20 protein-coding genes are annotated in these 23,690 nt (G+C 64.6%); 12 read left to right on the top strand and 8 right to left on the bottom strand.

What is annotated here, in order from left to right:
* The first annotated feature begins 160 nt into the window (after window positions 1-160).
* The 3 genes from QM672_RS13495 to QM672_RS13485 all read left to right on the top strand — a co-directional run bounded on the left by QM672_RS13495 (window position 161) and on the right by QM672_RS13485 (window position 3,661).
* The gene (locus tag QM672_RS13495; RefSeq protein ID WP_311932921.1) at window positions 161-1,018 is read left to right on the top strand and encodes a type 1 glutamine amidotransferase; all 858 of its coding nucleotides are present in this window, start codon (window positions 161-163) and stop codon (window positions 1,016-1,018) included.
* 185 nt (window positions 1,019-1,203) lie between these two features.
* Window positions 1,204-2,835, top strand: a complete 1,632-nt coding sequence (locus QM672_RS13490; protein ID WP_415083137.1) for a mucoidy inhibitor MuiA family protein — start codon at window positions 1,204-1,206, stop codon at window positions 2,833-2,835.
* A gap of 94 nt (window positions 2,836-2,929) precedes the next feature.
* On the top strand, window positions 2,930-3,661 hold the full coding sequence (locus QM672_RS13485) for a phosphotransferase enzyme family protein (RefSeq protein ID WP_415083163.1): 732 nt from the start codon (window positions 2,930-2,932) through the stop codon (window positions 3,659-3,661).
* A gap of 125 nt (window positions 3,662-3,786) precedes the next feature.
* On the opposite strand, the gene QM672_RS13480 is transcribed toward QM672_RS13485, so the two are convergent.
* Window positions 3,787-5,271, bottom strand: coding sequence for a mannitol dehydrogenase family protein (locus QM672_RS13480; RefSeq protein WP_415083135.1), 1,485 nt, complete (start codon window positions 5,269-5,271; stop codon window positions 3,787-3,789).
* A 637-nt stretch (window positions 5,272-5,908) separates the two neighbouring features.
* Here QM672_RS13480 and QM672_RS13475 point away from each other — a divergent pair.
* The 8 genes from QM672_RS13475 to QM672_RS13440 all read left to right on the top strand — a co-directional run bounded on the left by QM672_RS13475 (window position 5,909) and on the right by QM672_RS13440 (window position 14,049).
* Window positions 5,909-6,682: a ferredoxin--NADP reductase gene (locus QM672_RS13475; protein ID WP_311944756.1), complete on the top strand. Its 774-nt coding sequence runs from the start codon at window positions 5,909-5,911 to the stop codon at window positions 6,680-6,682.
* 154 nt (window positions 6,683-6,836) lie between these two features.
* A complete protein-coding gene (locus QM672_RS13470; protein ID WP_311944758.1) occupies window positions 6,837-7,250 on the top strand; it encodes a MarR family winged helix-turn-helix transcriptional regulator in 414 nt (137 codons plus the stop codon).
* Window positions 7,251-7,430: 180 nt separating this feature from the next.
* The gene (locus QM672_RS13465; protein ID WP_311944759.1) at window positions 7,431-8,381 is read left to right on the top strand and encodes a sugar-binding transcriptional regulator; all 951 of its coding nucleotides are present in this window, start codon (window positions 7,431-7,433) and stop codon (window positions 8,379-8,381) included.
* A gap of 226 nt (window positions 8,382-8,607) precedes the next feature.
* On the top strand, window positions 8,608-9,915 hold the full coding sequence (locus QM672_RS13460; RefSeq protein ID WP_376717795.1) for an ABC transporter substrate-binding protein: 1,308 nt from the start codon (window positions 8,608-8,610) through the stop codon (window positions 9,913-9,915).
* 235 nt (window positions 9,916-10,150) lie between these two features.
* Complete coding sequence (locus QM672_RS13455) at window positions 10,151-11,017, top strand: carbohydrate ABC transporter permease (protein ID WP_311944760.1); 867 nt, start codon at window positions 10,151-10,153, stop codon at window positions 11,015-11,017.
* Between the two features lie 3 nt (window positions 11,018-11,020).
* Window positions 11,021-11,851: a carbohydrate ABC transporter permease gene (locus QM672_RS13450; protein ID WP_311944762.1), complete on the top strand. Its 831-nt coding sequence runs from the start codon at window positions 11,021-11,023 to the stop codon at window positions 11,849-11,851.
* Window positions 11,852-11,886: 35 nt separating this feature from the next.
* Complete coding sequence (locus tag QM672_RS13445; protein ID WP_311944764.1) at window positions 11,887-12,888, top strand: ABC transporter ATP-binding protein; 1,002 nt, start codon at window positions 11,887-11,889, stop codon at window positions 12,886-12,888.
* Between the two features lie 378 nt (window positions 12,889-13,266).
* Window positions 13,267-14,049: an SDR family NAD(P)-dependent oxidoreductase gene (locus tag QM672_RS13440; protein WP_311944767.1), complete on the top strand. Its 783-nt coding sequence runs from the start codon at window positions 13,267-13,269 to the stop codon at window positions 14,047-14,049.
* Window positions 14,050-14,242: 193 nt separating this feature from the next.
* Here the strand turns inward: QM672_RS13440 and QM672_RS13435 are convergent, their stop codons facing one another.
* From QM672_RS13435 to QM672_RS13405, 7 genes are all read right to left on the bottom strand, one after another.
* Window positions 14,243-15,664, bottom strand: a complete 1,422-nt coding sequence (locus tag QM672_RS13435) for a mannose-1-phosphate guanylyltransferase/mannose-6-phosphate isomerase (RefSeq protein WP_311944768.1) — start codon at window positions 15,662-15,664, stop codon at window positions 14,243-14,245.
* 188 nt (window positions 15,665-15,852) lie between these two features.
* Window positions 15,853-17,370, bottom strand: a complete 1,518-nt coding sequence (locus QM672_RS13430) for a helicase HerA domain-containing protein (RefSeq protein ID WP_415083130.1) — start codon at window positions 17,368-17,370, stop codon at window positions 15,853-15,855.
* A 197-nt stretch (window positions 17,371-17,567) separates the two neighbouring features.
* A complete protein-coding gene (locus QM672_RS13425) occupies window positions 17,568-18,461 on the bottom strand; it encodes an SIS domain-containing protein (RefSeq protein WP_415083128.1) in 894 nt (297 codons plus the stop codon).
* Window positions 18,462-18,502: 41 nt separating this feature from the next.
* Window positions 18,503-19,375 (bottom strand): MBL fold metallo-hydrolase, encoded by an 873-nt coding sequence (locus QM672_RS13420; protein WP_415083126.1) that lies wholly within the window; start codon window positions 19,373-19,375, stop codon window positions 18,503-18,505.
* Window positions 19,376-19,379: 4 nt separating this feature from the next.
* Window positions 19,380-20,312, bottom strand: coding sequence for an NAD(P)-dependent oxidoreductase (locus QM672_RS13415; protein WP_311944773.1), 933 nt, complete (start codon window positions 20,310-20,312; stop codon window positions 19,380-19,382).
* 4 nt (window positions 20,313-20,316) lie between these two features.
* Window positions 20,317-21,270, bottom strand: a complete 954-nt coding sequence (locus tag QM672_RS13410; RefSeq protein WP_415083124.1) for a shikimate dehydrogenase family protein — start codon at window positions 21,268-21,270, stop codon at window positions 20,317-20,319.
* Window positions 21,267-21,923, bottom strand: a complete 657-nt coding sequence (locus QM672_RS13405) for a bifunctional 4-hydroxy-2-oxoglutarate aldolase/2-dehydro-3-deoxy-phosphogluconate aldolase (protein ID WP_311944775.1) — start codon at window positions 21,921-21,923, stop codon at window positions 21,267-21,269. The genes QM672_RS13410 and QM672_RS13405 overlap by 4 nt, the downstream gene beginning before the upstream one ends.
* Before the next feature lie 232 nt (window positions 21,924-22,155).
* Here QM672_RS13405 and QM672_RS13400 point away from each other — a divergent pair, with 232 nt between their 5' ends.
* A complete protein-coding gene (locus QM672_RS13400; protein WP_415083121.1) occupies window positions 22,156-23,664 on the top strand; it encodes a xylulokinase in 1,509 nt (502 codons plus the stop codon).
* Window positions 23,665-23,690: the final 26 nt, after the last annotated feature.

Below are 23,690 nucleotides of genomic sequence, written 5' to 3'. Positions count from 1 at the left end.
TCCGGCGGGTTTGCGCCGAAAAATCTCCCAAGGGCGCATACCAAACGCTTCATTTTGCCGCCCCGGCCCCCATCTTGTACGGATCGTTACTCTTCACCCTTTCCCGCCGGCTCGCGGACTGCTAAACCCGGTCGCGGCAAAATGTGATCACAGGTGAGCAATGCGTCTCCTCGTCGTCGAAGGCAATGTCCGTGCAGCGCGTGAACGTCACCGCGCGACCTACGGCCTCACGCCGTCGGAATCCTATGCGGCGGTACTGAAGAGCCTGGCGCCGGATGCGATCTGCGACATCGCCCTGCCCGCCGACGAAGGTGCCAACCTGCCGGATGCCGCCGGCCTCGAAAGCTATGACGGTGTCGTCATCACCGGCTCCGGCCTCAACATCTGGAAGGCCGAGCCCGAATCGATGCGCCAGGTCGAGCTGGCCCGCGAGGTCTACAAGTCCGGCACGCCCTTCTTCGGTTCCTGCTGGGGCCTGCAGGTGGCGACCGTGGCCGCCGGCGGCTCGGTACGATCAAATCCCAAGGGCCGCGAAGTTGGCATCGCGCGCGACATCACGCTGACGGCCGAGGGACGCGACCACCCGCTCTACGCTGGCAAGGCGCCCATCTTCACCAGCCCTTGCGTGCATGGCGACGAGGTCGAGGCGCTGCCGGAAGGTGCCATCGTGCTTGCCAGCAACACGGTGAGCGACGTACAGGCGGTCGATATCAGCCATGATGGCGGACGTTTCTGGGGCATCCAGTACCATCCCGAATTCTCGCTCAACGAGTTGACGGTGATCATGCGGCGCTACAAGCCGACCTTGCTCGCCGAAGGCTTCTTCCGCGAAGAAAGGGCTGCCGATGGCTGGATTGCCGACCTCGAGGCGCTGGTCGCCGACGTCAGGCGCACCGACATCTCCTGGCGCTACGGCATCGGTCCCGACATCCTCGACGCCCGCCGCCGGCTGAGGGAAATCGAGAATTTCATCGAGCTGCGCGTGAAGCCGGTGATTTCCGAACGCGGGCGCGGCTGATCCCAAATTGCCCCATGCGATCGGCGCCACCCCGCCGGTCGCAATGCGGTTTTGACGTGCCGATCTTCCGGCCCCCTCGCCGGCAAGGCCGGCGCTCTCTGTTCCCCCCGATACAGCTCGAGGTTGCGGTCGCCATCACGCCGCAATCCTGCCTTCCCATGGCGGTCCCGCAACGGAGATCCGTCATGTCCCCCGTCCCTCGCCTCGCTCTTACTGCCTTTCTGCTCCTGGGTACCACGCCGGTCTTTGCAGCGGATCTGGGGGTGCAGTCGAAGATCGATGCCGTTTCTGTCTATCCCGACGGCGCCACGGTCACCCGGGTGATCGAATTCGACATACCGGCGGGCGAGAATGTGCTGGTCGCCAAGGATCTGCCCGCAGGTCTCGACGCAGCCTCGATCCGGGTCGACATGCGTGAGGCCTCTGGCGTCTCCCTGGCGGGAACCGACATCGCCAATGCCCTGAGCGACGGCCCCGTACCCGATGCTGCGGCGAACAAGACCCTGCAGGATCTCAAGGATCAGCGCGACGGCCTGGCCGGGATCGGCAAGGCCCTGCTCGCCAAGCGCGGTCTGATCGAACGCTTCGCCAATGGCGCCACCTTCAACGCGGCCAAGGAGGGCAGCAACGTCGCCGCCCTGCGCGGCGCCTGGAACGCCGTCGGCGACGACATGGCAGAGGTCAATGAGGCACTGCGCCAGAATGCGCTCAAGATTCGCGATCTCGACGAGGACATCGCCAGGCTGCAGAGCCAGCGCGATGGTCGGCCCGAGGGCCAGAAGCGCACGCAGCTCCGCCTCTCCGTCAATGCCGAGCAGGCCGTGAAAGGCCGCATCGCCGTCTCCTACCTGATCGGCAATGCCGGCTGGTCACCGCTCTACGATGCCCGCCTCGACAGCGAGAAGGGTGAACTCGAACTCGTACGGCGGGCCAAGATCACGCAAGCGACCGGCGAGGACTGGAGCGACGTCGCCCTCACCATCTCGACCGCCCGCGCCACCACGGGCGCCGCGCCTCCCAAGCTTGCCAGCTATGTCCTCAATTTCCAGCCCGACTATGACGTGCTGCCGGCCGATGCTCTGGCGCGCAGCCGTGCCGAAGAGAGCGCAGCGCCCCCGGCACCGAAAGCTTCCGCAGCGGCGCAGGCCCAGCCAAGGCCGGGGCGAGAGACCGAGGCAAAGCTCAACACGGCCGGCTACCAGAGCGTGTGGGCCCTTCCGGCCCGCGCCAGCGTGCCCTCGGGGCCGGGTTCCAAGGCATTGCGCCTCGCCTCGGCCACGCTCACGCCGGAAATCGTGGCGCGTGCCGTCCCCTCCCTGCAGCAGACGGCCTTCCTCGAGGCCAGCTTCAGCAATGGCGAGGATACGCCGCTTTTTCCGGGTTCCGTCTCGATCTATCGTGACGGCCTCTATGCCGGCCAGACCGCCATGCCGCTCGCCACCAGGGGAGAACCCGTGCGCCTCGGCTTCGGCGCCGATGATCGCATCAAGGTGGAACGGGCAGTGACGCGCAAGCTGGAAAGCAACACCGGCATCGCTCGCCCCACCACCAGCGAAAGGCGCGACTACAAGATCAGCCTGCGCAATGGCCGCGCCAATGCCATCAAGCTGTCGATCGAGGAAGCCCTGCCGGTCGCCGAGAACAAGGACATCAAAGTGGAATCCTCCGCCCAGATGACCCCACCGACCCAGCGCGACGCCGACAATCGCCGTGGCGTGCTGGTCTGGACGGTGGATCTCGCCCCCGGCGCCAGCAAGGACATCAATTTCGGCTACAAGGTCACCTGGCCGGGCGCCGAGACGATCAACCTGGATTGAGGCTTGTCAGGATGGAGGGCGACGGCCTTCTCCCTTGCGGTGCCACGCGCCTGAGCTAGAGTTGGGAACCGGTGGTTGGTCGAAAGGGTCGCCAGTGGGATGGGAGGCACTCAGCCAGTGGGGTGCGGACGTCGCTCGCATCGAACCGCTTTCCGGCGGCGTTGCCAATGATGTGTGGAGCGTACGTGTCCGCGGGCACCTTGCAGTCGGTCGTTTGGGTACCAGGAGCGATGCCGATCTGGCTTGGGAGACCGAACTCCTCTGCTACCTCGACCGTGAAGGTCTGACCGTGCCGGTGCCGATTCCCACGACAGACGGCCGTCTGTTCGCAGATGGTCTGGTGGTGATGACCCATGTGGAAGGCGGACCGCCGGAGACGCAGGCCGAGTGGCGTCGCGTCGCCGACGTGCTTCGCCGGTTGCATCGGGTGACACAGGGGTGGCCGCAGCGTCCAGGCTGGCGATCGTCGATCGACCTCCTGAGCGCCGAGACCGGGACGAGGATCGATCTCACCGCGATGCCGTCGGAGGGCGTTGCCCGATGCCGGGCTGCATGGGCACGGCTGATCGGGTGTGGGACCTGCGTCGTCCATGGTGATCCCAATCCGCGCAACATCCGCATGACCGCGGATCGGGTCGCGCTGATCGACTGGGACGAGTCGCATGTCGACGTCCCCGACCTCGACCTGGCTCTGCCTCACAACGCCGCCGGCCTCGACGGCAACGCCTATGACATCGCTGCGCAGGCGTCCGCCGCATGGGAAGCCGCCGTCTGCTGGGATGACGAGCATGCCGTCAGGCGGCTTACCGAAGTTCGGGCAGTCTGAGCAACGGCCATGAAACGGGAGGCCGATCGAATGCCGGATTCTCCGGCGCTACTACTCCATCGGCTCATGCCGCCCGCAAGGTGACCTCCCCCCGAGGGGAAGGGAGCGCGCTGCACCCCCGCTCCTCACGCCGTCTCGACCAGCAGCGCCGCCAGGGTCTGGCCCGCCGAGGTCGCCTGGATGGAGGCGACATAGCCGGCATAGAACTTGGCGAATTCCATATGCTCGGCGAGGCCGAGCTTGGCGAAGGGGCTGGTGCGCAGCAGGTCGAGTGGATTGCCGCCGCGGACGAGCTCCCAGTCTTGCTCGCTGAGGCGCGGCTCGACCACATCGAACGCCTCGCCCCTGTCGTCCTTGCCGGTCAGATAGGCGCCGAAACAGGCGAGGAAGAAGGCCTCGCGCCGAAGATCCCCACCGTCCGCCAGCAGCATTTCCAGGGTCTTGGAGTGGAAGACCGGGATCTTGGCCGTGGTGTCGAAGGCGATGCGCAGCAGCTGGTCGTTGATGGCCGGGTTCGAGAAGCGCTCGAGCACCGCGTTCTTGTACTCTTCCAGCGAAACACCCTTCGGCCCCTCGATGCGCGGAATGGCGTCGCGGTCGAGAAAGGTTTCCAGGAGCCGATGCAGGCGGGTGTCGGCGAGCGCCTCGTGCACGATGCGGTAGCCCATGAGAATACCGGGCATGGCCAGCAGGATGTGGGAGGCATTGAGCATGCGCCCCTTCATGAACTCGAAGGCCGGCACATCGTCGCGCATCTCGACCCCGACCTCTTCGAAGGGCGGGCGCCCGGCCCGGAAATCGTCCTCCAGCACCCATTGGCTGAAGGTTTCGCCCAAAGCGGGCACGGCGTCATCGATGTCGCTGCGCTTGTTGAGGCGCTCCTTCACCTCGGGCGGAATCTGCGGCGCGATGCGGTCGACCATTGAATTGGGGAAATCGACCTCGGCTTCGATCCAGGCCGCAAGCCCCGCGTCGCGGGCGCGGGCAAAGGAGACGATGGCCTTGCGCGCCGTGCCGCCATTGTGACGGAGATTGTCGCAGGACATCACCGTGAACGGTTTCGTGCCCTGTTCGCGTCGACGCCGCAGCGCCTCGACGATGTAGCCGAAGGCCGTGCGCGGCAGACCGCCGGCCAGATCGAGCGCCACCTCCGGCGTATCGAGCTTGAACACGCCAGTGGTCTCGTCGAGATTGTAGCCGCCTTCGGTGATCGTCAGGGAGACGACGCGGGTATCGGCGTGGCTGAGGCGGGCCAGCACGGCTTCCGGATCATCAGGCGCATGCAGATAATCCACCATGGCGCCGATCACCCGCGTGCTGGCCGCACCATCCGGCGCATATTCGGTGACGGTGTAGAGGCAATCCTGGGCGCGGTAGGCCTCGGTCTTGGCCCGGGTGGCGGGGACGTCGATCAGTTCGACGCCGCAGATGCCCCAGCCTTCGTTACCGGGCTTGTGCAGGCAGCGATCGACATAGACGGCCTGGTGAACGCGATGGAAATTGCCGAGGCCGAAATGCACGATGCCAGGGCGCACGGCGGAACGATCATACCCGGGAACGGCGATGGCAGCGCCGAGGCTTCCGAGGGTCTTCGAGGAAAGCTTCTTCAAGATCGTCTCCATGATGGTAGCGGCAGCGGCGATCCGGCGCCGTCGGTCGCGAAAGCGTTTTGCAATCTGACGCATCATCAAGAATCACAAAGACGCGTCAAAACAAGGAGTTAGAGCAATCGAGCGTTTACGTTCAAACGCGTTTTGCTCTAGCTCGAGCCGGCAGAACGGGCCTGCCCGAGCCTCCATGCCTGGGTGATGGATGCCGGACCGGGAACGGGGCTGCCCCTCCTGTTCTCGTCCGGCTGAAAGCGGCGACGCCTGACCGCAATTCGAAGGCGTGCCTGCAATAGCTGCATACTTGGCCCTGCTTCCGACATTTTGGCAAGGACTTGTTGCAGAGGGTCATTTTTTGGCGCGCAAAATTCGTTTGCACACTAACGAGTTTTGCCTAAAATCAGGACGTCCACCGTGGATCGGTTCTAATTCACGCAATTCCTTGTTTATTTATTTGATTGCCAGATTATTTGCGGATATCTCCTCGGTGAGAATGAGTGACGACCTGAACGGAGTGCCCTGGCGAGGCCCATGGACGAGCCTCGCCAAGACACTCTGGAAAGTTTGATATCCTGCAGGTTCCTCCTGATCGGACCGCGGCCCGATCAGGAGGAACCTGCCTAGTGGCAAGGCGGCCAGCATGAGCAATTTCAACGAGGAACGGGTTCTGAGCGTCCATCATTGGACCGACAGGCTGTTCAGTTTCACCACCACGCGTGATCCGGGATTCCGCTTCGAGAACGGCCAGTTCACCATGATCGGCCTGCCGGTCAATGGCCGCCCCCTGCTGCGCGCCTACAGCCTGGTCAGTGCCAATCATGAAGAGACGCTCGAATTCTTCTCCATCAAGGTGCAGGATGGGCCACTGACCTCGCGGCTGCAGCATCTGAAGGAAGGCGATGCCATCATCGTCGGGCGCAAGGCCACCGGCACACTGCTGCTCGACAACCTCAAGCCCGGCCGCTACCTCTACCTGGTCGGTACCGGTACGGGCCTGGCTCCCTTCCTCAGCCTGATCAAGGATCCGGAGACCTATGCCCGCTTCGAGAAGATCGTGCTGATCCATGGTTGCCGCCAGGTCCAGGAACTGGCCTATGGCGAGCGCATCACCCACGAGCTTCCCGCCCATGAATTCCTGGGCGAGGCCGTGCGCGAGCAGCTCATCTATTATCCGACGGTGACGCGCGAGGCCTTCCGCAACACCGGCCGCATCACCGACCTGATCAAGTCCGAGAAGCTGTTCGAGGATATCGGCCTGCCGCCGCTCGACATCGAGCAGGACCGCGTGATGATCTGCGGCAGCCCCGAAATGCTGCGCGACCTCAAGGCCCTTTTGGAGGAACGCGGGGCCGTCGAGGGCAATCATGGTGAGCCGGGCGATTTCGTGATCGAAAAGGCCTTCGTGGACAAGTAGGCTCGGCGTCCACGTCTCGATTCGCCTCCAGGCAGATTCCTCCCGATCGAACCACGGGCTCGATCGGGAGGAATCTGCAGAATTTCAAACGCTTGCAGAATTTCTCGATATCGCCCATTCGTGGGCAATATCGAGAAATCCTGCTTGGAATGCCATGACCGATTACAGACTGGACGATCAGATTGGCTTCATTCTGAGGCAGGTCTACCAGCGGCATGCCGTCCTGTTCTCCGACGGGCTCGGCGAGGACCTGACGCCGATGCAATGGGCGGTGCTGGCCAAGCTTGCCGAACTCGGCACCTCCTCCCAGAATCTCTTGGGCCGGCTCACGGCCATGGACGTCGCTACCGTCAAGGGCGTGGTCGAGCGGCTGTCGCGCCGCGGCCTGATCGAAACCCGGCCCGATGCCGAGGATCGCCGCCGCCTCGTCGTCTCCCTCTCCGCCTCGGGCGAAGCGCTTTACGTCCAATTAGTGGCCAAGGCTTCCGCCGTCACGGACCTGACCCTGGCGCCGCTGAGCGAGACAGAGCGCGGCACGCTGCGGGCGCTGCTGGACAAGCTGCGCTGACGCCGTTCTGACAACAATGCCGGAATTGTCCCCAACGAGGCCTGTCCCGAGCGCCGCAGGACTAAAATCGTACCGTCGCTCGATGCTGAGGCTTGCGCCGCTACCCGATGAATGCATTCTAGGTTATAAAACTGGGCGTTCGCAACCAGCCTGGGCAAATACTCAGAGGGATGGGATATCATGAGCGACCTCGCAGACCTGCAGAACCGCAAGCTCGATCTCGCCACCCGCGCCGCCTGGCTCTACTACATCGACGGGGCGACCCAGGATGAGATCGCCGCCCAGTTCGATATTTCGCGCCAGAGCGTGCAGCGCCTGGTCGCTCTGGCCGTCTCGGAACGCGTGATCGAGTTCCGCATCCAGAGCCCCATCGCCGAATGCACGGCCCTGGCCAAGCAATTGCGCGACAGCTACGGCCTGACCATCTGCGAAGTCGTACCGAACGGCCTGCACGACCCGCTCGCAGCCGTGGGACTGGCCGCCGCGCAGATCCTCGAGACCCAGTTCGGCCAGCGCGGCTCGGGCGTGTTCGGCTTTTCGACCGGACGCACCCTGCTGCGCATGGTCCGCGAGATCTCGGCCAAGCCGCGCCCCGACCTCAAGATGGTCTCGATCGTCGGCAATGCCGCGCGCGACGGCTGCGTCAGCCCCTTCGAGATCGCGATGCGCCTGGCCGATAAGCTCGACGCCAAATGCTACCCGCTGCAAATGCCGGTGCTCGCCGACACCGTCGAGCATTGCCAGGCTCTGAGAAGCCAGCCGGTACACACTTTGCTGCAGGATCTGGTGGAGACGGCACGGGCCGTCTATGTCGGCGTCAGCGACGTCAGCTACGGCTCTCCAATCCACCAGGACGGCTTCGTGCTGGAGCAGGAAATGCATTATCTCATCGAGAATGGCGCCATCGGCGAGATCGCCGCCTGGCCCTTCGACCGCAACGGCCGCATCCTGCAGAACGATTATACCGAGCGCCTGCCCGGCTTCCGCCCGGACCGGCTGGCGCGTCTCGTGCCTGTGGTCGGCGTCGCCGCCGGCCAGCGCAAGATCGCCCCGATCCGCGCCGCCCTGAAGGGCGACCTGCTTTCCGGTCTGATCACCGACGAACAGACGGCCATCGCTCTGCTCGAATAGACCCACCCCTGCCCAGAACCGAAAATCGCCCGACGCGCGGCCCCTCTTCCGCGCGCGCTGGCGCTTGCCTGCCCAGCAGGCGCGATCCCGGCGCATGACTCAGCTTGACATTAAGCCACGCCGCTGAGAATATGCTCTTGTATTGGGCGTCTGCCCACGCCCACAAGCCGTGACAAGCGGTGCGCATTTTTGACGGGAGGTTCTGGTGCAAACGGCAAAATCACTGATTTCGCTTGCAGGCGCGCTTGCCTGCGGCGTTTCCCTCGCCTGGTCTACGGTGGCCGGAGCCGCCGAGACGTTGACGATCGCCACGGTGAACAATGGCGACATGGTCCGGATGCAGAAGCTTTCGGAGGATTTCACCAAGGCCAATCCGGACATCACGCTGAACTGGGTCACCCTCGAGGAGAATGCCCTGCGCGAGAAGGTGACGACCGACATCGCGACCAAGGCCGGCCAGTTCGACATCCTCACCATCGGTACCTATGAAGTGCCGATCTGGGCCAAGAAGGGGTGGCTGGTCTCGCTCGACAAGCTCGGCGACAACTATGACACCAATGACCTGATCAAGCCGATCCGCGACGGCCTGACCTATGAAGGCAAGCTCTACGCCGCTCCGTTCTACGGCGAGTCCTCGATGATCATGTATCGCAAGGACCTGTTCGAGAAGGCCGGGCTGAAGATGCCCGACAGCCCGACCTGGGACTTCGTGGCGGATGCCGCCAAGAAGCTGAAGACCGCCGACACCTATGGCATCTGCCTGCGCGGCAAGGCCGGCTGGGGCGAGAACATGGCCTTCCTCACCGCCATGTCGAACTCGTTCGGCGCCCGCTGGTTCGACGAAAGCTGGAAGCCCCAGTTCGACCAGCCCGAATGGAAGGCCACGCTCACCTTCTATGTGAACCTGCTCAAGGAAGCCGGCCCGCCGGATGCTTCCTCCAACGGCTTCAACGAGAACCTCACCCTGTTCAACCAGGGCAAATGCGCCATGTGGATCGACGCTACGGTAGCGGCCGGCTTCGTGACCGACCCCAAGCAGTCGACTGTGTCCGACAAGGTCGGCTTCGCCCTCGCCCCTAATACCGGCCAGGGCAAGAACGCCAACTGGCTGTGGGCCTGGTCGCTCGCGGTCCCCGCCGGCTCTCAGAAGGTGGAAGCCGCCGAGAAGTTCATCGCCTGGGCCACCAGCAAGGACTATTCGGCCCTGGTTGCCAAGACCGAGGGCAACTGGGCTGCGGCACCTCCCGGGACCCGCACCTCGCTCTACAACAATCCCGACTACCAGAAGGCTGCGCCCTTCGCCAAGCTGACGCTGGATTCGATCATGTCGGCTGATCCGACCCATCCCACCGTCAAGCCGGTGCCCTATGTCGGCGTGCAGTTCGTCGCCATTCCCGAGTTCCAGGGCATGGGCACCTCGGTGGGCCAGCAATTCTCCTCGGCCCTGGCCGGCTCGGCTTCGATCGACGATGCCCTGGCCGCATCGCAGAAGCTGGTGACCCGCACCATGACCAAGGCCGGCTACATCAAGTGACCCCTTCCTCCCGGGACGGGGCTCATCGCCCCTCCTGAAACTTGGCTGTCCCGGCTCTTCATCACCGGGACAGCCCCCTTTCGAAGACTAGAACGAACGCTTTTTGGGGATTCGAAGGGGTCGCCAAAGAAGCCAAGACGCGTCGAAGCAAAGATTGGGCTCACATACGGGGGTCGAGCCTGAACGCGCTTTGCTCGGAAACATTCAAGATTTGGTCTGTGGGGAGGACCTCAAGATGGCAACGCAGCAGACGCGTGTGCTCGCCAGGGTGGCCGTCGCGCCCTCGGTCATCATGCTCTTCATCTGGATGATCGTTCCGCTCGTTCTGACGATCTATTATTCGTTGAACAACTATACGCTCGACGATCCGACGAATTTCTACTGGAACAGCTTCGGGAACTATACCTACTTTCTGACGGACCCCACCTTCTTCAAGTCGCTGGGCGTCTCGCTGCTGATCGTGGGCTCCGTGCTTGCCATCACCATCGTCGGGGGCATCCTGATCGCCCTGCTGATGGATCAGCCCTTCGCCGGCCAGGGCATCGTGCGCCTGATGGTGTTGGCGCCGTTCTTCGTGATGCCGACAGTGGCCGCGCTGATCTGGAAGAACCTGTTCATGAATGCCGACGGCGGCATGCTGACCTGGGTCTCGCAGGTGCTCCACCTGCCGGTGGTCGTCTGGTTCACCAACTGGCCGCTGCTGTCGATCATCATCATCGTAGCCTGGCAATGGCTGCCCTTCGCCACCCTGATCCTGCTCACCGCCATCCAGTCGCTGGACGAGGAACAGAAGGAAGCCTCCCAGCTCGACGGCGCCAAGCCGATCTCCTACTTCTTCTACATCGTGCTGCCGCATCTCTCGCGCGCCATCACGGTGGTGATCCTGATCGAGACCATCTTCCTCCTCAACATCTTCGCCGAGATCAAGGTCACGACCAATGGCAGCTTGAACACGGCCAATCTGCCCTTCCTGGTCTATCTCACCGAAGCGGGCGACCACGATATCGGAGCGGCCTCGGCCGGCGCGCTGGTCGCCGTGGTGCTGGCCAATATCGTCGCCTTCTTCCTCGTCCGCATGATCGGCAAGAATCTGGAGGCCTGAGCCATGGCACGCGCAGTTTCCACCCGGCGCAAGGTCGTCGTGACAGCCGCCGCCTGGATCGTCGGCTTCCTGATCTTCTTCCCGATCCTCTGGATGGTGATCACCAGCTTCAAGACGGAAGGCGAGGCAGGCATCCTGCCGCCAAAATTCGTCTTCTTCGAATGGACGCTGGAGAACTATCGCAACATCTTTACGGAATCCAACTATGGCAGGGCCGCGCTCAACTCGATCTTCCTGTCGGTCGGCTCCACCCTGCTCGGCCTGATCTTCGCGGTTCCGGCCGCCTGGGCCATGGCCTTCGCGCCCGGCAAGCGCACCAAGGATCTCTTGATGTGGATGCTCTCCACCAAGATGATGCCGGCGGTGGGCGCCCTGATGCCGATCTTCCTGCTCTTCAACCGCTGGGGCCTGCTCGACAGCCGCTGGAGCGTGATGGTCGTCCTGTTCCTACTGAACCTGCCGATCGTGGTGTGGATGCTCTACACCTATTTCAAGGAGATCCCCGGCGAGATCCTGGAAGCGGCCCGCATGGACGGCGCCTCGCTCTGGCGCGAGATCGTCTATGTGCTGACGCCGATGGCCGTCCCCGGCATCGCCTCCACGCTTTTGCTCAACACGATCCTGGCCTGGAACGAGGCGTTCTGGACCCTGAACCTGACCACTTTCGACGCCGCGCCGCTGCCGCAGTTCATCGCGGGCTACTCGGCCAAGATGGGGTTGTTCTGGGCCACGTTGTCGGCCGCCTCGACCCTCGCCATCCTGCCGATCGTGGTGCTCGGCTGGTTCTCGCAAAAACAACTCGTCCGCGGCCTGACCTTCGGCGCCGTGAAATGACGAACAACAACATGTCAGAATGGGGAGCTGCGTAAATGGGCCGCTTCAATCTTCGCAATGTGCGCAAGGCCTTCGGTGAAGTCGTGATCATTCCCGATCTCGACCTCGACATCGAGGATGGCGAGTTCGTGGTCTTCGTCGGTCCGTCGGGCTGCGGCAAGTCCACTTTGCTGCGCCTGATCGCCGGCCTGGAGGACACCACCTCGGGCGAGATCAAGATCGACGGCGTCGACATGGCACAGGCCCCGCCGTCCAAGCGAGGGCTGGCCATGGTGTTCCAGTCCTACGCGCTCTACCCGCATATGAGCGTGCGCAACAACATCGCCTTCGCCTTGAAGATGGCGGGCGAGAGCAAGGACGTCATCGACCAGAAGGTCGCCAAGGCCGCCGCCTCGCTCAACCTCACCAATTATCTCGACCGCAAGCCGCGCCAGCTCTCGGGCGGCCAGCGCCAGCGCGTCGCCATCGGCCGCGCCATCGTGCGTTCGCCCAAGGCCTTCCTGTTCGACGAGCCCTTGTCGAACCTCGACGCGGCGCTGCGCGTCAACATGCGCATCGAGATCTCGCAGCTCCACAAGGATCTGAAGACCACGATGATCTACGTCACCCACGACCAGGTCGAGGCCATGACCATGGCCGACAAGATCGTGGTGCTCAATGCCGGCAATGTCGAGCAGGTCGGCTCGCCGCTCCAGCTCTACAACAAGCCCAGGAACCTGTTCGTCGCCGGCTTCATCGGTTCGCCCAAGATGAACTTCCTCAAGGATGGCGCGGCGGCAAACTACAACGCCACCACCATCGGCATCCGTCCCGAGCATCTCAACCTGTCCCCGAGCGAGGGGCAATGGAAGGGCAAGATCTCGATCTCCGAGCATCTGGGCTCGGACACCTTCTTCTATGTCGATCTCGACGAGGGCACCCGCGTCACCGCGCGAGCACCCGGCGAGTTCAGCCTCACCACCGGCGATACCATCTATCTCACGCCGCAGCCCGACCGCCTGCATCGCTTCGACGACAAGGGCCTGTCCCTCGCCTGATTCTGGAGGGCAGGTCTCCAGAGACGGACTCAAAATTCGCGACGGAACCGGAAAGGGCTCCAACTTTTGTCATGCCCGGGGCTTGTCCCGGGCATCCGGCTTGGCGCAACCCGTCGAGATTGTGGCCCCTGGATCTACACCGGACACCTCGTCCGGTGGAGGACGAGATGTCCGGTGATGACGAAGGTCGAGCTTCCTGTGACGTTCGATTCGGCTTTGAAGACAGCCCACGAAATGCCCGTCCAATTGTAGGGCCAATGCAGGATTGACTTCGTCGAATCGGCATGCCGCATTAGATTGATCCGTAACTGCACGGGCTTTTGTCCCGTTTGCAAAATCGATGCAGCAAACGGGAGCGACGCATGGAAAGGATCCGCGATGTATAAGAAGAAACTCGATCTCACTGGCCGGCATGCCCTCGTCACGGGCGGCGGGCGTGGCATAGGCCTGGCCTGCGCCGAAGCCCTGGCCGAGTTCGGGGCCGAAGTGGTCATCGCCGATTTCGACATGAAGGTCGCGGCAGAGGGGCAGGCCGCCCTCGCAGCCAAGGGCTACAAGGCCGAGACGGTGAAGATGGACGTCACCAATTCGGCGGAAGTGACCGCCGTGGCCGACGACCTCGCCGCCAAGGGCCGCACCGTCGAGATCCTGGTCAACAATGCCGGCATCGCCCGCTCGATGACCCCGGCCGAGGACGTCGCCGACGAGCATTGGCTCAACGTGCTCGACGTCAATCTGAATGGCGTGTTCTGGTGCTGCCGCGCCTTCGGCAAGCACATGCTGGCCGCCAGAAAGGGCTCGATCATCAATATCGGCTCGATGTCCGGCATCATCGTCAACAAACCGCAGGAGCAGTCCTACTACAACGCCTCCAAGGCCGGTGTGCATCACCTCACCAAGTCCCTGGCGGCGGAATGGGGCCTGCGCGGCGTACGCGTCAACTCGGTGGCGCCGACCTATATCAACACGCCGCTGACTGCCTATGCCGCGACGGACCCGGCCAATGCGGCAATGTTCAAGACCTGGTTGGAGATGACACCGCAGGGGCGGATGGGCGAGCCGGAGGAAATCGCCTCCGCCGTGCAGTTCCTGGCTTCCGATGCCGCCAGCCTGATGACCGGCTCGATCGTCACCGTCGATGGCGGCTACACCTGCTGGTAGGGGCAGCACGCAAAGGCGCTACCCTAACCTTCTCCCCTTGCGGGAGAAGGTGTCCCGAAGGGACGGATGAGGGGTTTTGCGACCCATCTAGGTCACCTCCGGAGAGGTCACCAAGAATTGTTAGGTTCCATCAACCCCTCATCCGGCGCTGCGCGCCACCTTCTCCCACAAGGGGAGAAGGTTTATTGGCGCCTCAGGACGCGGCGCGATTGTAGATGTCCTCGATGCGGATGATGTCGTCCTCGCCGAGATAGGAACCGGTCTGCACTTCGATCAGTTCGAGCTCGATCTTGCCGGGATTCTCCAGCCGATGGGTCGAGCCGATCGGGATATAGATCGACTCGTTCTCATGCAGCGTCTTGATCTGGCCGTTGATGCTGACATTGGCGACGCCGCGCACCACGATCCAGTGCTCGGAACGGTGATGGTGCTTCTGCAGGGAGAGCTGGCCGCCGGGCTTGACCACGATGCGCTTGACCTGGTGGCGCGCACCGAGATCGAGCGACTTGTAGTGCCCCCACGGACGGTAGGACTGCAGATGGTCCTGGGTCAGGCCGTTATGGCTCTGCTTGAGCTTCTCGACCAGCGCCTTGATGCCGGCGGCATCGTCGCGGCGGGCCACCAGCACGGCATCGCCGGTGGTGATGACGGCAAGGTCGTCCAGGCCGACGACGCAGACGAGCTGGCGCTCCGAAGACACCAGATTGTTGCGGGCATTGACGAACAGCGCTTCGCCCAGCTTGGCGTTGCCGGCCTCGTCCTGCGGCGAGAGCTCGCGCACCGCCCCCCAGGAGCCGACATCCGACCAGTCGAAGCTCGCCGGCACCACGGCGGCGGCCTGGGTCTTCTCCATCACGGCATAGTCGACCGAGCGCTTGCCGCAACGGGCAAAGGCCTCGGCATCGAGGCGCAGGAAGCCGAGGTCGAGCTTGGCCTTGGCGACCGCCTCGTTCACCGCCTCGATGGTATCGGGCTCGCAGCGGGCATATTCAGAGAGGAAGAAACCGGCCTCGAACAGGAAATTGCCGGAGTTCCACAGATAGCCTTCGCGCACATAGCGCGTGGCGGTCTCGGCATCGGGCTTTTCGACGAAGCGGCGCACCTTCATGACGCCGTCGACCAGGGGCTCGCCGGCCTCGATATAGCCATAGCCGGTGGCGGGCTGGTTGGGCACCACGCCGAAAGTGACGATGCTCTTCTTGGCAGCACCACGACGCGCCGCCACGCAGGCGGCGCGGAAGCCTTCGATATCGCGCACGCGGTGGTCGGCGGCCAGCGTCAGAACCGGGGTCTTGGCGCCGTCGCGCGCAGCGATGAAAGCCGCGCCGGCAGCAATGGCCGGGCCGGAATCGCGCGCCTCGGGCTCGAGCACGATATCGGCCTCGACGCCGATGGACAGCAACTGGTCGGCCACCAGGAAGCGGTGGTCCTGGTTGGTGACGATGACGGGCCGGCCGAACAGCTCGGCGCCGCTTACACGCCGCATCGTTTCCTGGAAGGTCGAGAGATCACCGAATAAAGGCAGGAACTGCTTGGGTCGGCTGGCCCGCGAGGCCGGCCACAACCGCGTTCCGGAGCCGCCGCAAACGATCAGGGGAACGATCTGGGTAGACATCATCCGCTCATATTTGAATTGGAGGAGCCATCAACCGATTAGCTCTATGCCACGATTATATCGACAGAGTCAGATGAATTTCAGGCCTGCTTTGGTTTATTACGCTCATCCTAGGGGGCTTTTGGTCATCGCCACACTAATGCTTCCGGATAGTACGAGGTCTCCTGCGGCTGATGCAGGAGCCGTCGTCACTCGGCGGCGGCTAGGCCATCCCTGTCGAGCGCAGGGCCATTGGGATCGCCGGGCGCAGTCTCCCAGCCAAGATCGGGAATCACGGCGATGCGCGCGCCACGCATGTCGACGCGAGTCATCACGAAGTCCGCATTCTGCAGATGGCGGATCTGGCTGCGGGCACGGCCCGCCGAATGGCTGCCGCAGCGCCTGGCGATTTCGGCGTCCGGAGGGCATGGCAGCCCCGTCATCGCCGCCGCCGCGAGAATCAGGAACACGGCCTGGAGGTCAGCCGGCACAAGGCGGGCGTGATCGAGCGCACGCTGCCATTGCTCCTGGTCGATACCGTCGGGATCGAGACCGGCGCGGGCTGCGCTGAGCAGGAATTTGAACTCGGCCATGGCGGGCGGCGAGCCGCCAAGCCGCTCGATGCGGCAGCGCACGATGAAATCCTGATAGAGCACGGCATCGGTGCGGAAACTCGCATCCGGCTCCTGCATGATCGCAAAGGCGATGCGGGCATGGGCCTGCTGCAGCTCGGCAGGCAGCATGGCAGGCAAGGCTTCCTCGCCGATGGCTTCCGCAGGCCTCTCGCGCACGAGCTGCTCGAGGATCTCGGTGGTCGACATCGGCGGCGGTGTCACCACGCGGCGCTCGGGGCGCGGACGCGGCGCCGCCATCGGCACGGGCGCCAGGATGAGATCGCGCGCCGCCTCGCCCCCTTCCGGCAGCGGCGTCAGCTTGGGCGTCGCCACCTTGGGGCGCGTCTCCACCGGGCCGACCTTGATGGGAAGCGGACGGCGTGACAAGGCCGGGCCGAGCGCCACGAACTGGCCGCGCTGCAGTTCCCGGAAAGTCTCGGCCTGGCGCCGATCGAGGCCGAGCAGGTCGGCGGCGCGCGCCATGTCGATGTCGAGAAAGGTGCGCCCCATCAGGAAGTTGGACGCCTCGGCGGCGACGTTCTTGGCCAGCTTGGCTAGGCGCTGGGTGGCGATGATGCCGGCAAGGCCGCGCTTGCGGCCGCGGCACATCAGGTTGGTCATGGCGCCGAGCGAGACCTTGCGCGCCTCCTCCCCGACATCGCCGGAAGCGGCGGGCGCAAAAAGCTGGGCCTCGTCGACGACCACCAGCATCGGGAACCAGAAGTCGCGCTCGGCGTCGAACAGGGCGTTGAGGAAGGCGGCGGCCGCCTTCATCTGCATCTCGGCGTCGAGGCTCTCCAAGACCAGCACCGCCGAGACCCGGTGCTGGCGCACGCGCTGGGCGATGTGCTCGAGTTCGGCCAGGCTGCGTTCGCCGTCGATGACGACATGGCCGTAGCGATCCGACAGGCTGGCGAACTCGCCCTCGGGGTCGATGATGACCTGCTGGACATGCGGAGCGCTCTGCTCGAGCAGCCGGCGCAGGAGATGCGATTTGCCGGAACCCGAATTGCCCTGCACGAGCAGGCGCGTGGCCAGCAATTCCTCGATGTCGAGCATTGCAGGCGCACTGCCGGCGGCAGACGCGACGCCCATCTCGATTTCGATCTTCATCTCAAGCAGTGATTCCGGTTTCGTCCTAGAGCAAAGCGCGTTTACACGTAACCGCCGCTTTACTCTAACTCATTGTTTTGACGCGTCTTTGCGATTCTTGGTGATTCCGTCAAATCGCAAAACGCCATAGCCATAGCGCCCCTGAGGGGCTGCTCACAACCCCCGGCCGCCTTCGTCCGCCGGTTTCCACATCTCCCTTATTCACCGATGCGGTATTCGGCGAGCTTGCGCTTCATCGCCTGGAAGCGCCGGACATGGGCCTCGTCGCGGCGTAGTGCCACCGCGGTCGACAGCACGTCGATCACCACCAGGGCGGCGATGCGCGAGGTGGTGGGGGTGTAGATGTTCGTGTTGTCGAGCGTCTCCACCAGCAAGGCCACGTCGCAATGGCTGGCGAGCGAGGTCTCGAACCCGGTCAGGCCGATGACCTTGGCCCCGTTCTCGCGCGCAGTGCGGGCTACCTCGATGATCGAGCGCGAACGCCCGGTGTGGGAGATCACCACCGCCACATCGCCCGGCTTCATCATCGAGGCGACCATGATCTGCTGGTGGGTATCGTGCTGGGCCCCGCAGGGCACACCGAACAGCGGGAATTTCTGCTGGGCATCGCGCGCCACCACGCCCGAAGCGCCCAGGCCGAAGAATTCGATGGCCGTCGCCTTCTCCAGGATGTCGATCGCCCGGGCCAAAGCCGCCTTGTCGAGATGATGGCGCGCCCAATCCAGGCTGGTGATGGTGTAGTCGAAGATCTTCTCGACCACGGTTTCCGGCGTATCGGTGCCGAGCAGCACCGAATGGGTGGCCGGCGTGCCCAACGCCAGGCTCTGGGCCAGGCGCAGCTTGAAATCCTGGAAGCCGTTGCAGCCGATGGCGGCACAGAAACGGATGACCGTGGGCTCGCTCACCCCGGCGGCGAGCGCCGTCTCCGCCACCGTGGCGTTGAGGATGCGCTGGGGATCGGCCAGGATGAGGTCGGCGACCTTGCGGTCGGACTTGCGCAGTTCGCCCAAGGTCAGCCGGATCACCTCCAGCACGTTCTGGATCGTGGTCCGGGGTCCGGGCTGCGATGAGGTCTGATCCGGCAAGGTCATGAACGGCTTCCCTTTCTGGCTCCCTCTTCGGATCGGAGGGCTCAATCCGTCGTCTCGGACGGAGCTGTCAGCCTATACTCGATTCCAATCCCGGCTCGAAGCAGCCGGGGCGGCCCCGTCATCGCGGCGGCCTTCGCGTCGATCCGCTCTGGCGCAAGCGTATTGAAGGCAAAGAGGCCGTAATGATGGGCGAGCACGGCCCCGATGCCTCCGGACGAGGCCAGTTCGACCGCCTCATCCAGGGTAAGATTGCCGGCGATGCCGGCAGCGGCAAGCTCCGGTGAGCGGCCGTTCACCGGCAGCAGCGCCAGGTCGGGCGCCAGGGCCCTCACCTCATCCACCTGCCCGGCAAAGGGGATCGTATCGCCGGAATGGAAGACACACACACCGTTCAGCGCGAGGCCATAGCCCAGAAACAGGTGATGGCCCTGCTCGTCCCGCTGCAGCGCTTCATGGGCAGCCCGCACCGCGCGCACCTCGATGTCCTGGTCGAGCATGAGGGTTTCGCCGGCATCCAGGCCGATGAAGCGCTCCGCATCGAGCCCGGTTCTCTCCTGCGCCAGTTTCAGCGAGGCCTTGGGCACCACCAGGCGCAGCCGCGGAAAGCGCCGGGCGAGCGGGGTCAATGTCGCCGCATCGAGGTGATCGGTGTGGTGGTGAGTGCAGAGGATGAAATCGAGCGGCGGCATGTCCTCGATCTCGATCGGTGCCGGCATCATGCGTTCATGCGAGGGGCCGCGATCGCGATATTTCTGCGCCAGCGAATCCGAGAGATAGGGGTCGATCAGCAGGCGGCGCCGGCCGCTGTCGAGAAGGAAACCGGCCTGCCCGAGCCAGTAGAGCGAGAGGCCGGCCTGCGGACGGTTCGCGAGCTGTCCGGCCAGCGGGCCGGCAAAGGGCAGGACTTCCAGCATTCCCTCACGCCCTCCCCTGCAGCGCATCCATCAGATTGGCGATGGCGACCTCGGTGGCCCTGTCGACGCTCTCCTGGGTGAAGCCGCCGATATGGCTGGTGGCGATCACTCCGGCGTGGCCGGCGAGAGCGAGGCTCGCCGGCGGCTCCTCTTCGAAAACATCGGTGGCGTAACAGCCGAGACGCCCGTCTTCGAGGGCCTCCAGCAGAGCCGCTTCATCGACCAGCGACGACCGCGCCGTGTTGATCACCACCGCGCCACGCCGCATGGCCGCGAATTCGGTCGCGCCCAGCAGGGGACGACCATCGGCCGGCGCCGGACAATGAAGCGTGACGACATCGGCTTCCGCCAGCATGCCTGAAATCTCCACCCAGCGCAGGCTGCTTGCCTCGACATTGACGGCAGGACGTTGCGGATCATAGGCGAGAATCTCGGCCCCGAGCGCGGCAGCCAGGCGCGCGACCTCGGCGCCAATGGCGCCACAGCCGACCACGCCGACCTTGCGGCCCCGGATCTCGGCACCGATCCGGCGCGGCCAGCTCCCCTGCTTGATGCCGGCATCACAAAGGGGAATCTGGCGGAGCGCCGCGAAGATCAGGCCGATGGCAAGCTCCGCCACACCCGCCGCATTAGCGCCTGCGGCGATGCGCACGGCGATCTTGCGCGCGAGCAGCGTATCGACCGGCAGATTGTCGGTCCCGGTGCCGTTGCGGCTGATCGCCCGCAGCGAGCTCGCCGCGGCGATGACACGCGGCGAGATCTTCTCCACCCCCGCCAGCCAGCCGGTCACGCCCGGCACGAGTGCGAGCAGGTCCGCCTCATCCGGCAATTTGCCGGGCGCCGGCATGACGATCTCGTGGCCCTCGGCCCGGAGGCGTTCGACCAGGGGATGGGTCGCCGATGTCAGCGAGCGCGGCGTGACCAGGATACGTTCCACGGCATCACCCCTTGGAAGCGGCGATGGCGATCTCGCCCAGCCGCTCGAAGGAGGGGCCGGCGGTTGGGATCTCGATGTCGAAGACCTCGGCGATCACCTGAGTCCAGCCATGCAGGAAATAGGTCCAGCCATCCTCGATCTGCAGATGACGTGCCGCCTGCTGGCGCCGGGCCTGGTCGAGGAAGACGAGGTCGCCGCGATAGTTGAGATCCCACACGATCGCCTGTTCCGGAAAGACCACCGCATCGGTGAGCGGCGAACCGGGCGCATCCTTGCCGAGCCCGGTGGCATTGATCACCACAGAACCTGGCTTCAGGGCAGCGGTGACCGCGTCATTGTCCGTCGGGTGGGGTGCGAGCACGTAATCGACCGGCACCGGCATGCCGATCTCTTCGTGAATGCGCCGGATCTCGTCGAGGCGGGGCTGGCTGCGATTGGAGACCACGATGCGCGACGGCCGGTCGGCGCCGCGTGCCTCTCGCACCATGTGCCAGGTCAGGGCAATGGTGGAACCGCCTGCCCCCATCGAAAAGAGCTCGGCGCCGGTCCGTTCGAAATGGCCCCTGGGAATGAAATTGTCGAGGGCGAGCCCGGAGGAGATCGGGTCCTTGGCGTGGCAGATCAGGCGTCCGTCCCGCTTGGACAGGCAGCTGGTCTCCTCCATGCGCAGGGCGAAATCGTCGACCTCGTCGAACAGGTCCCGGCAGGCCTTGTAGAGGTCGATCTTGTGGGTGGTGACCAGTGCCCCCAACGAGAGGGGATCGGCCTTGATGAAGGCGACCGCCTCGCGATAGGCGGCCGGATCGGCATGGAGAGGAAAGTCGATGCCCTTGATCACCGCATCCTTCAGGCCCAGATGTTCGGCCCAGGCTGGGAAGACCCGCATGATCGAGCTTTTGGTGGTGGTCACACCGATGAAATAGAGAGTCGGCCGGGTCGCCGGCTGATAGTTGCTCATGCCGCGCCCGCCCGGATCGCCTTGACACGCTCGACGGCGGCCTTTGCCTTGGCGGTGATCTCGGCGAACTTGCCGCCGCTGATATCTTCGGGCTTGGCGATCCAGGTGCCGCCGACAGCCGCGACGAAGCGATGCTTGAGCCAGTCGCCCATCGTCTCCAGCGTGACGCCACCGGTCGGGATGAAGCGAACGCCCAGGTGATTGAAGGGCGCGGCGATGCCTTCCAGGGCCTTCGGCCCACCGGCGACACCGGCCGGGAAGAACTTGCACAGGCGCAGGCCGGCGCGCGTGGCCGCGGTAAGGTCCGTCGGCGTCATGATGCCCGGCGCGAAGGGCAGTCCGATCGCCTTGGCGGCAGCGACGATCTCCGCATCGAAACCGGGGGAGAGGGCGAAGCTCGCGCCATTGTCCTTGCAGGCCTGCACCGATTCCAGATCCAGTACCGTTCCGGCACCGGCCAGGAACTCCGGCCTCTGGTCGTGCAGGATGGCCAGGACTTCGGCGGCCGCCTTGGTGCGGAAGGTGATCTCGGCGATCGGCAGGCCGCCGGCCGTCAAGGCATCGGCCAACGCGACTGCGTCCGCGGGATTGTCGATCGCGATGACCGGCACCACGCCAATCGCCTCGATCCGCTCAATGGGGTTGATGGCCATGTCTGCGCTCTCCTCAGGGCTTGCCGATGATATCGGCCTGGGCGTCAATTTTGTAGCAATGCTACATATTCCATGTCGCCCCGGCAAGATAGTTCGGTGATTTTATTGCGATGCAGCATGAATATGTCGGAATTTTCAGTTGACCGCCTGGAAAACGTGTAGCATCACTCCCAAAAATGCAGAGGCAATGGCTGCACGCCCATTCTTCAAAGAGCGAGCCGAGGACACACCCATGACGCAGGATCTCATCCTGGCCATCGATGTCGGAACCGGCAGCGCCCGGGCAGCCCTGGTCGAGGCCGGCAAAGGCGCCATTCTGGAGATTGCCGCCAGCGAATATGACCAGATCGTACCTGCTTTCGGCTGGGCCGAACAGCGCCCGAGCGACTGGTGGTCCGGCACCGTGGCGGCCATCCGCACCGTGCTCGCCCGGCAGGAGAATGCCGCCGCCCGGATCCAGGCCGTCGCCGCCTGCGGCCAGATGCACGGCACCGTGCTGGTCGATGGTCACGGCAATCCCACCCGCGATACCGCCCCCCTGTGGAACGATAAGCGCACGGCGGGCCTGGTGGCGGCCTTCGAGCGCGACAACCCGCCTGGCTCCTACCTTTCCGAGAGCGGCAACCCGCCGACGCCCGCCTGGCCCGGCTTCAAGCTCGCCTGGCTGCGTGACAACGACCCCGAGGCCTATCGAGCCGCCAGCACGGTGCTGATGCCGAAGGACTACATCAACCTGCGGCTGACCGGCGAGATCGCCATGGACGAGGGCGATGCCTCCTGCAGCTTCCTGATGAATCCGGCGAGCGGAACCTGGTCTACCGCGATGATCGATCGTCTCGGCCTCGATGCCGCCAAACTGCCGCCGATCCGCTCGCCGCTCGACATTCTCGGCTATGTCACCGCAGGCGCCGCCCTGGAGACCGGCCTTGCCCAGGGCACGCCCGTCCTGGTGGGCGGAGCCGACTATCCGGTGGCGGTGCTCGGATCGGGCGTCGTCCACCCCGGGACGGCCTCGGATGTGATGGGCACCTCCTCCATCATCACCCTGGTGACGAACGAACCGCTGCTCGATCCCGAGATCTGCAACGTGCGCACCGTCGAGGGGCACTGGGGCCCGTTCACCCTGCTGGAAACCGGGGGCGACGCCATGCGCTGGGCCCGCCGCGCCTTCCATGAGAAGGCGCTCTCCTATGGCGACATCGTCGCCAAGGCCGCCGAGGCCCCGGCCGGCGCCGAAGGCCTGTTCTTCCTGCCCTTCCTGGCCGGCGAGCGGCTCGGCGCCCATCGCAATGCCCGCGCCCAGTTCTTCGGCATCGGCGCCAAGCATGGCCTCGCCCATCTCCATCGCGCCACGCTGGAAGGGGTGGCCTTCGCGGTCAACCGCCATATCCGCGTGATGGAAGCCTCCACCGGCCAGAAGCTCGAGCGTGTGGTCGCCTCCGGCGGCGGCGCCAAGACCGAGCTCTGGCTCAAGATCAAGGCCAGCGCCTACAACGTGCCCATCCTGGTGCCCGAGGAGACCGAATGCGGCCTTGTCGGCTGCGCCGCGATGGCGGCAACGGCCCTGGGGCGTTTCGGCAAGGTCGAGGATGCCGTCCGCCATTTCGTGCGCTATGGCGCCGAGATCCTGCCCGACTCGGCCTGGGCCGAGACCTATGCCCGCATGCAGCCGGTGTTCGACCGGCTCTACCGCCATTCCCAGGCGCTCTACGACGATCTCGACCGGCTGCAGCAAGGCTGAACCGCCGTCTGGTCCTCTCTCATCCA

Origin of the sequence: Labrys sp. (in: a-proteobacteria), assembly GCF_047605565.1 — a bacterium.
GTDB lineage: Bacteria > Pseudomonadota > Alphaproteobacteria > Rhizobiales > Labraceae > Labrys > Labrys neptuniae.
Note: the sequence above shows the minus strand (reverse complement) of the source record. Positions and strands in the feature narration are given on the sequence as shown.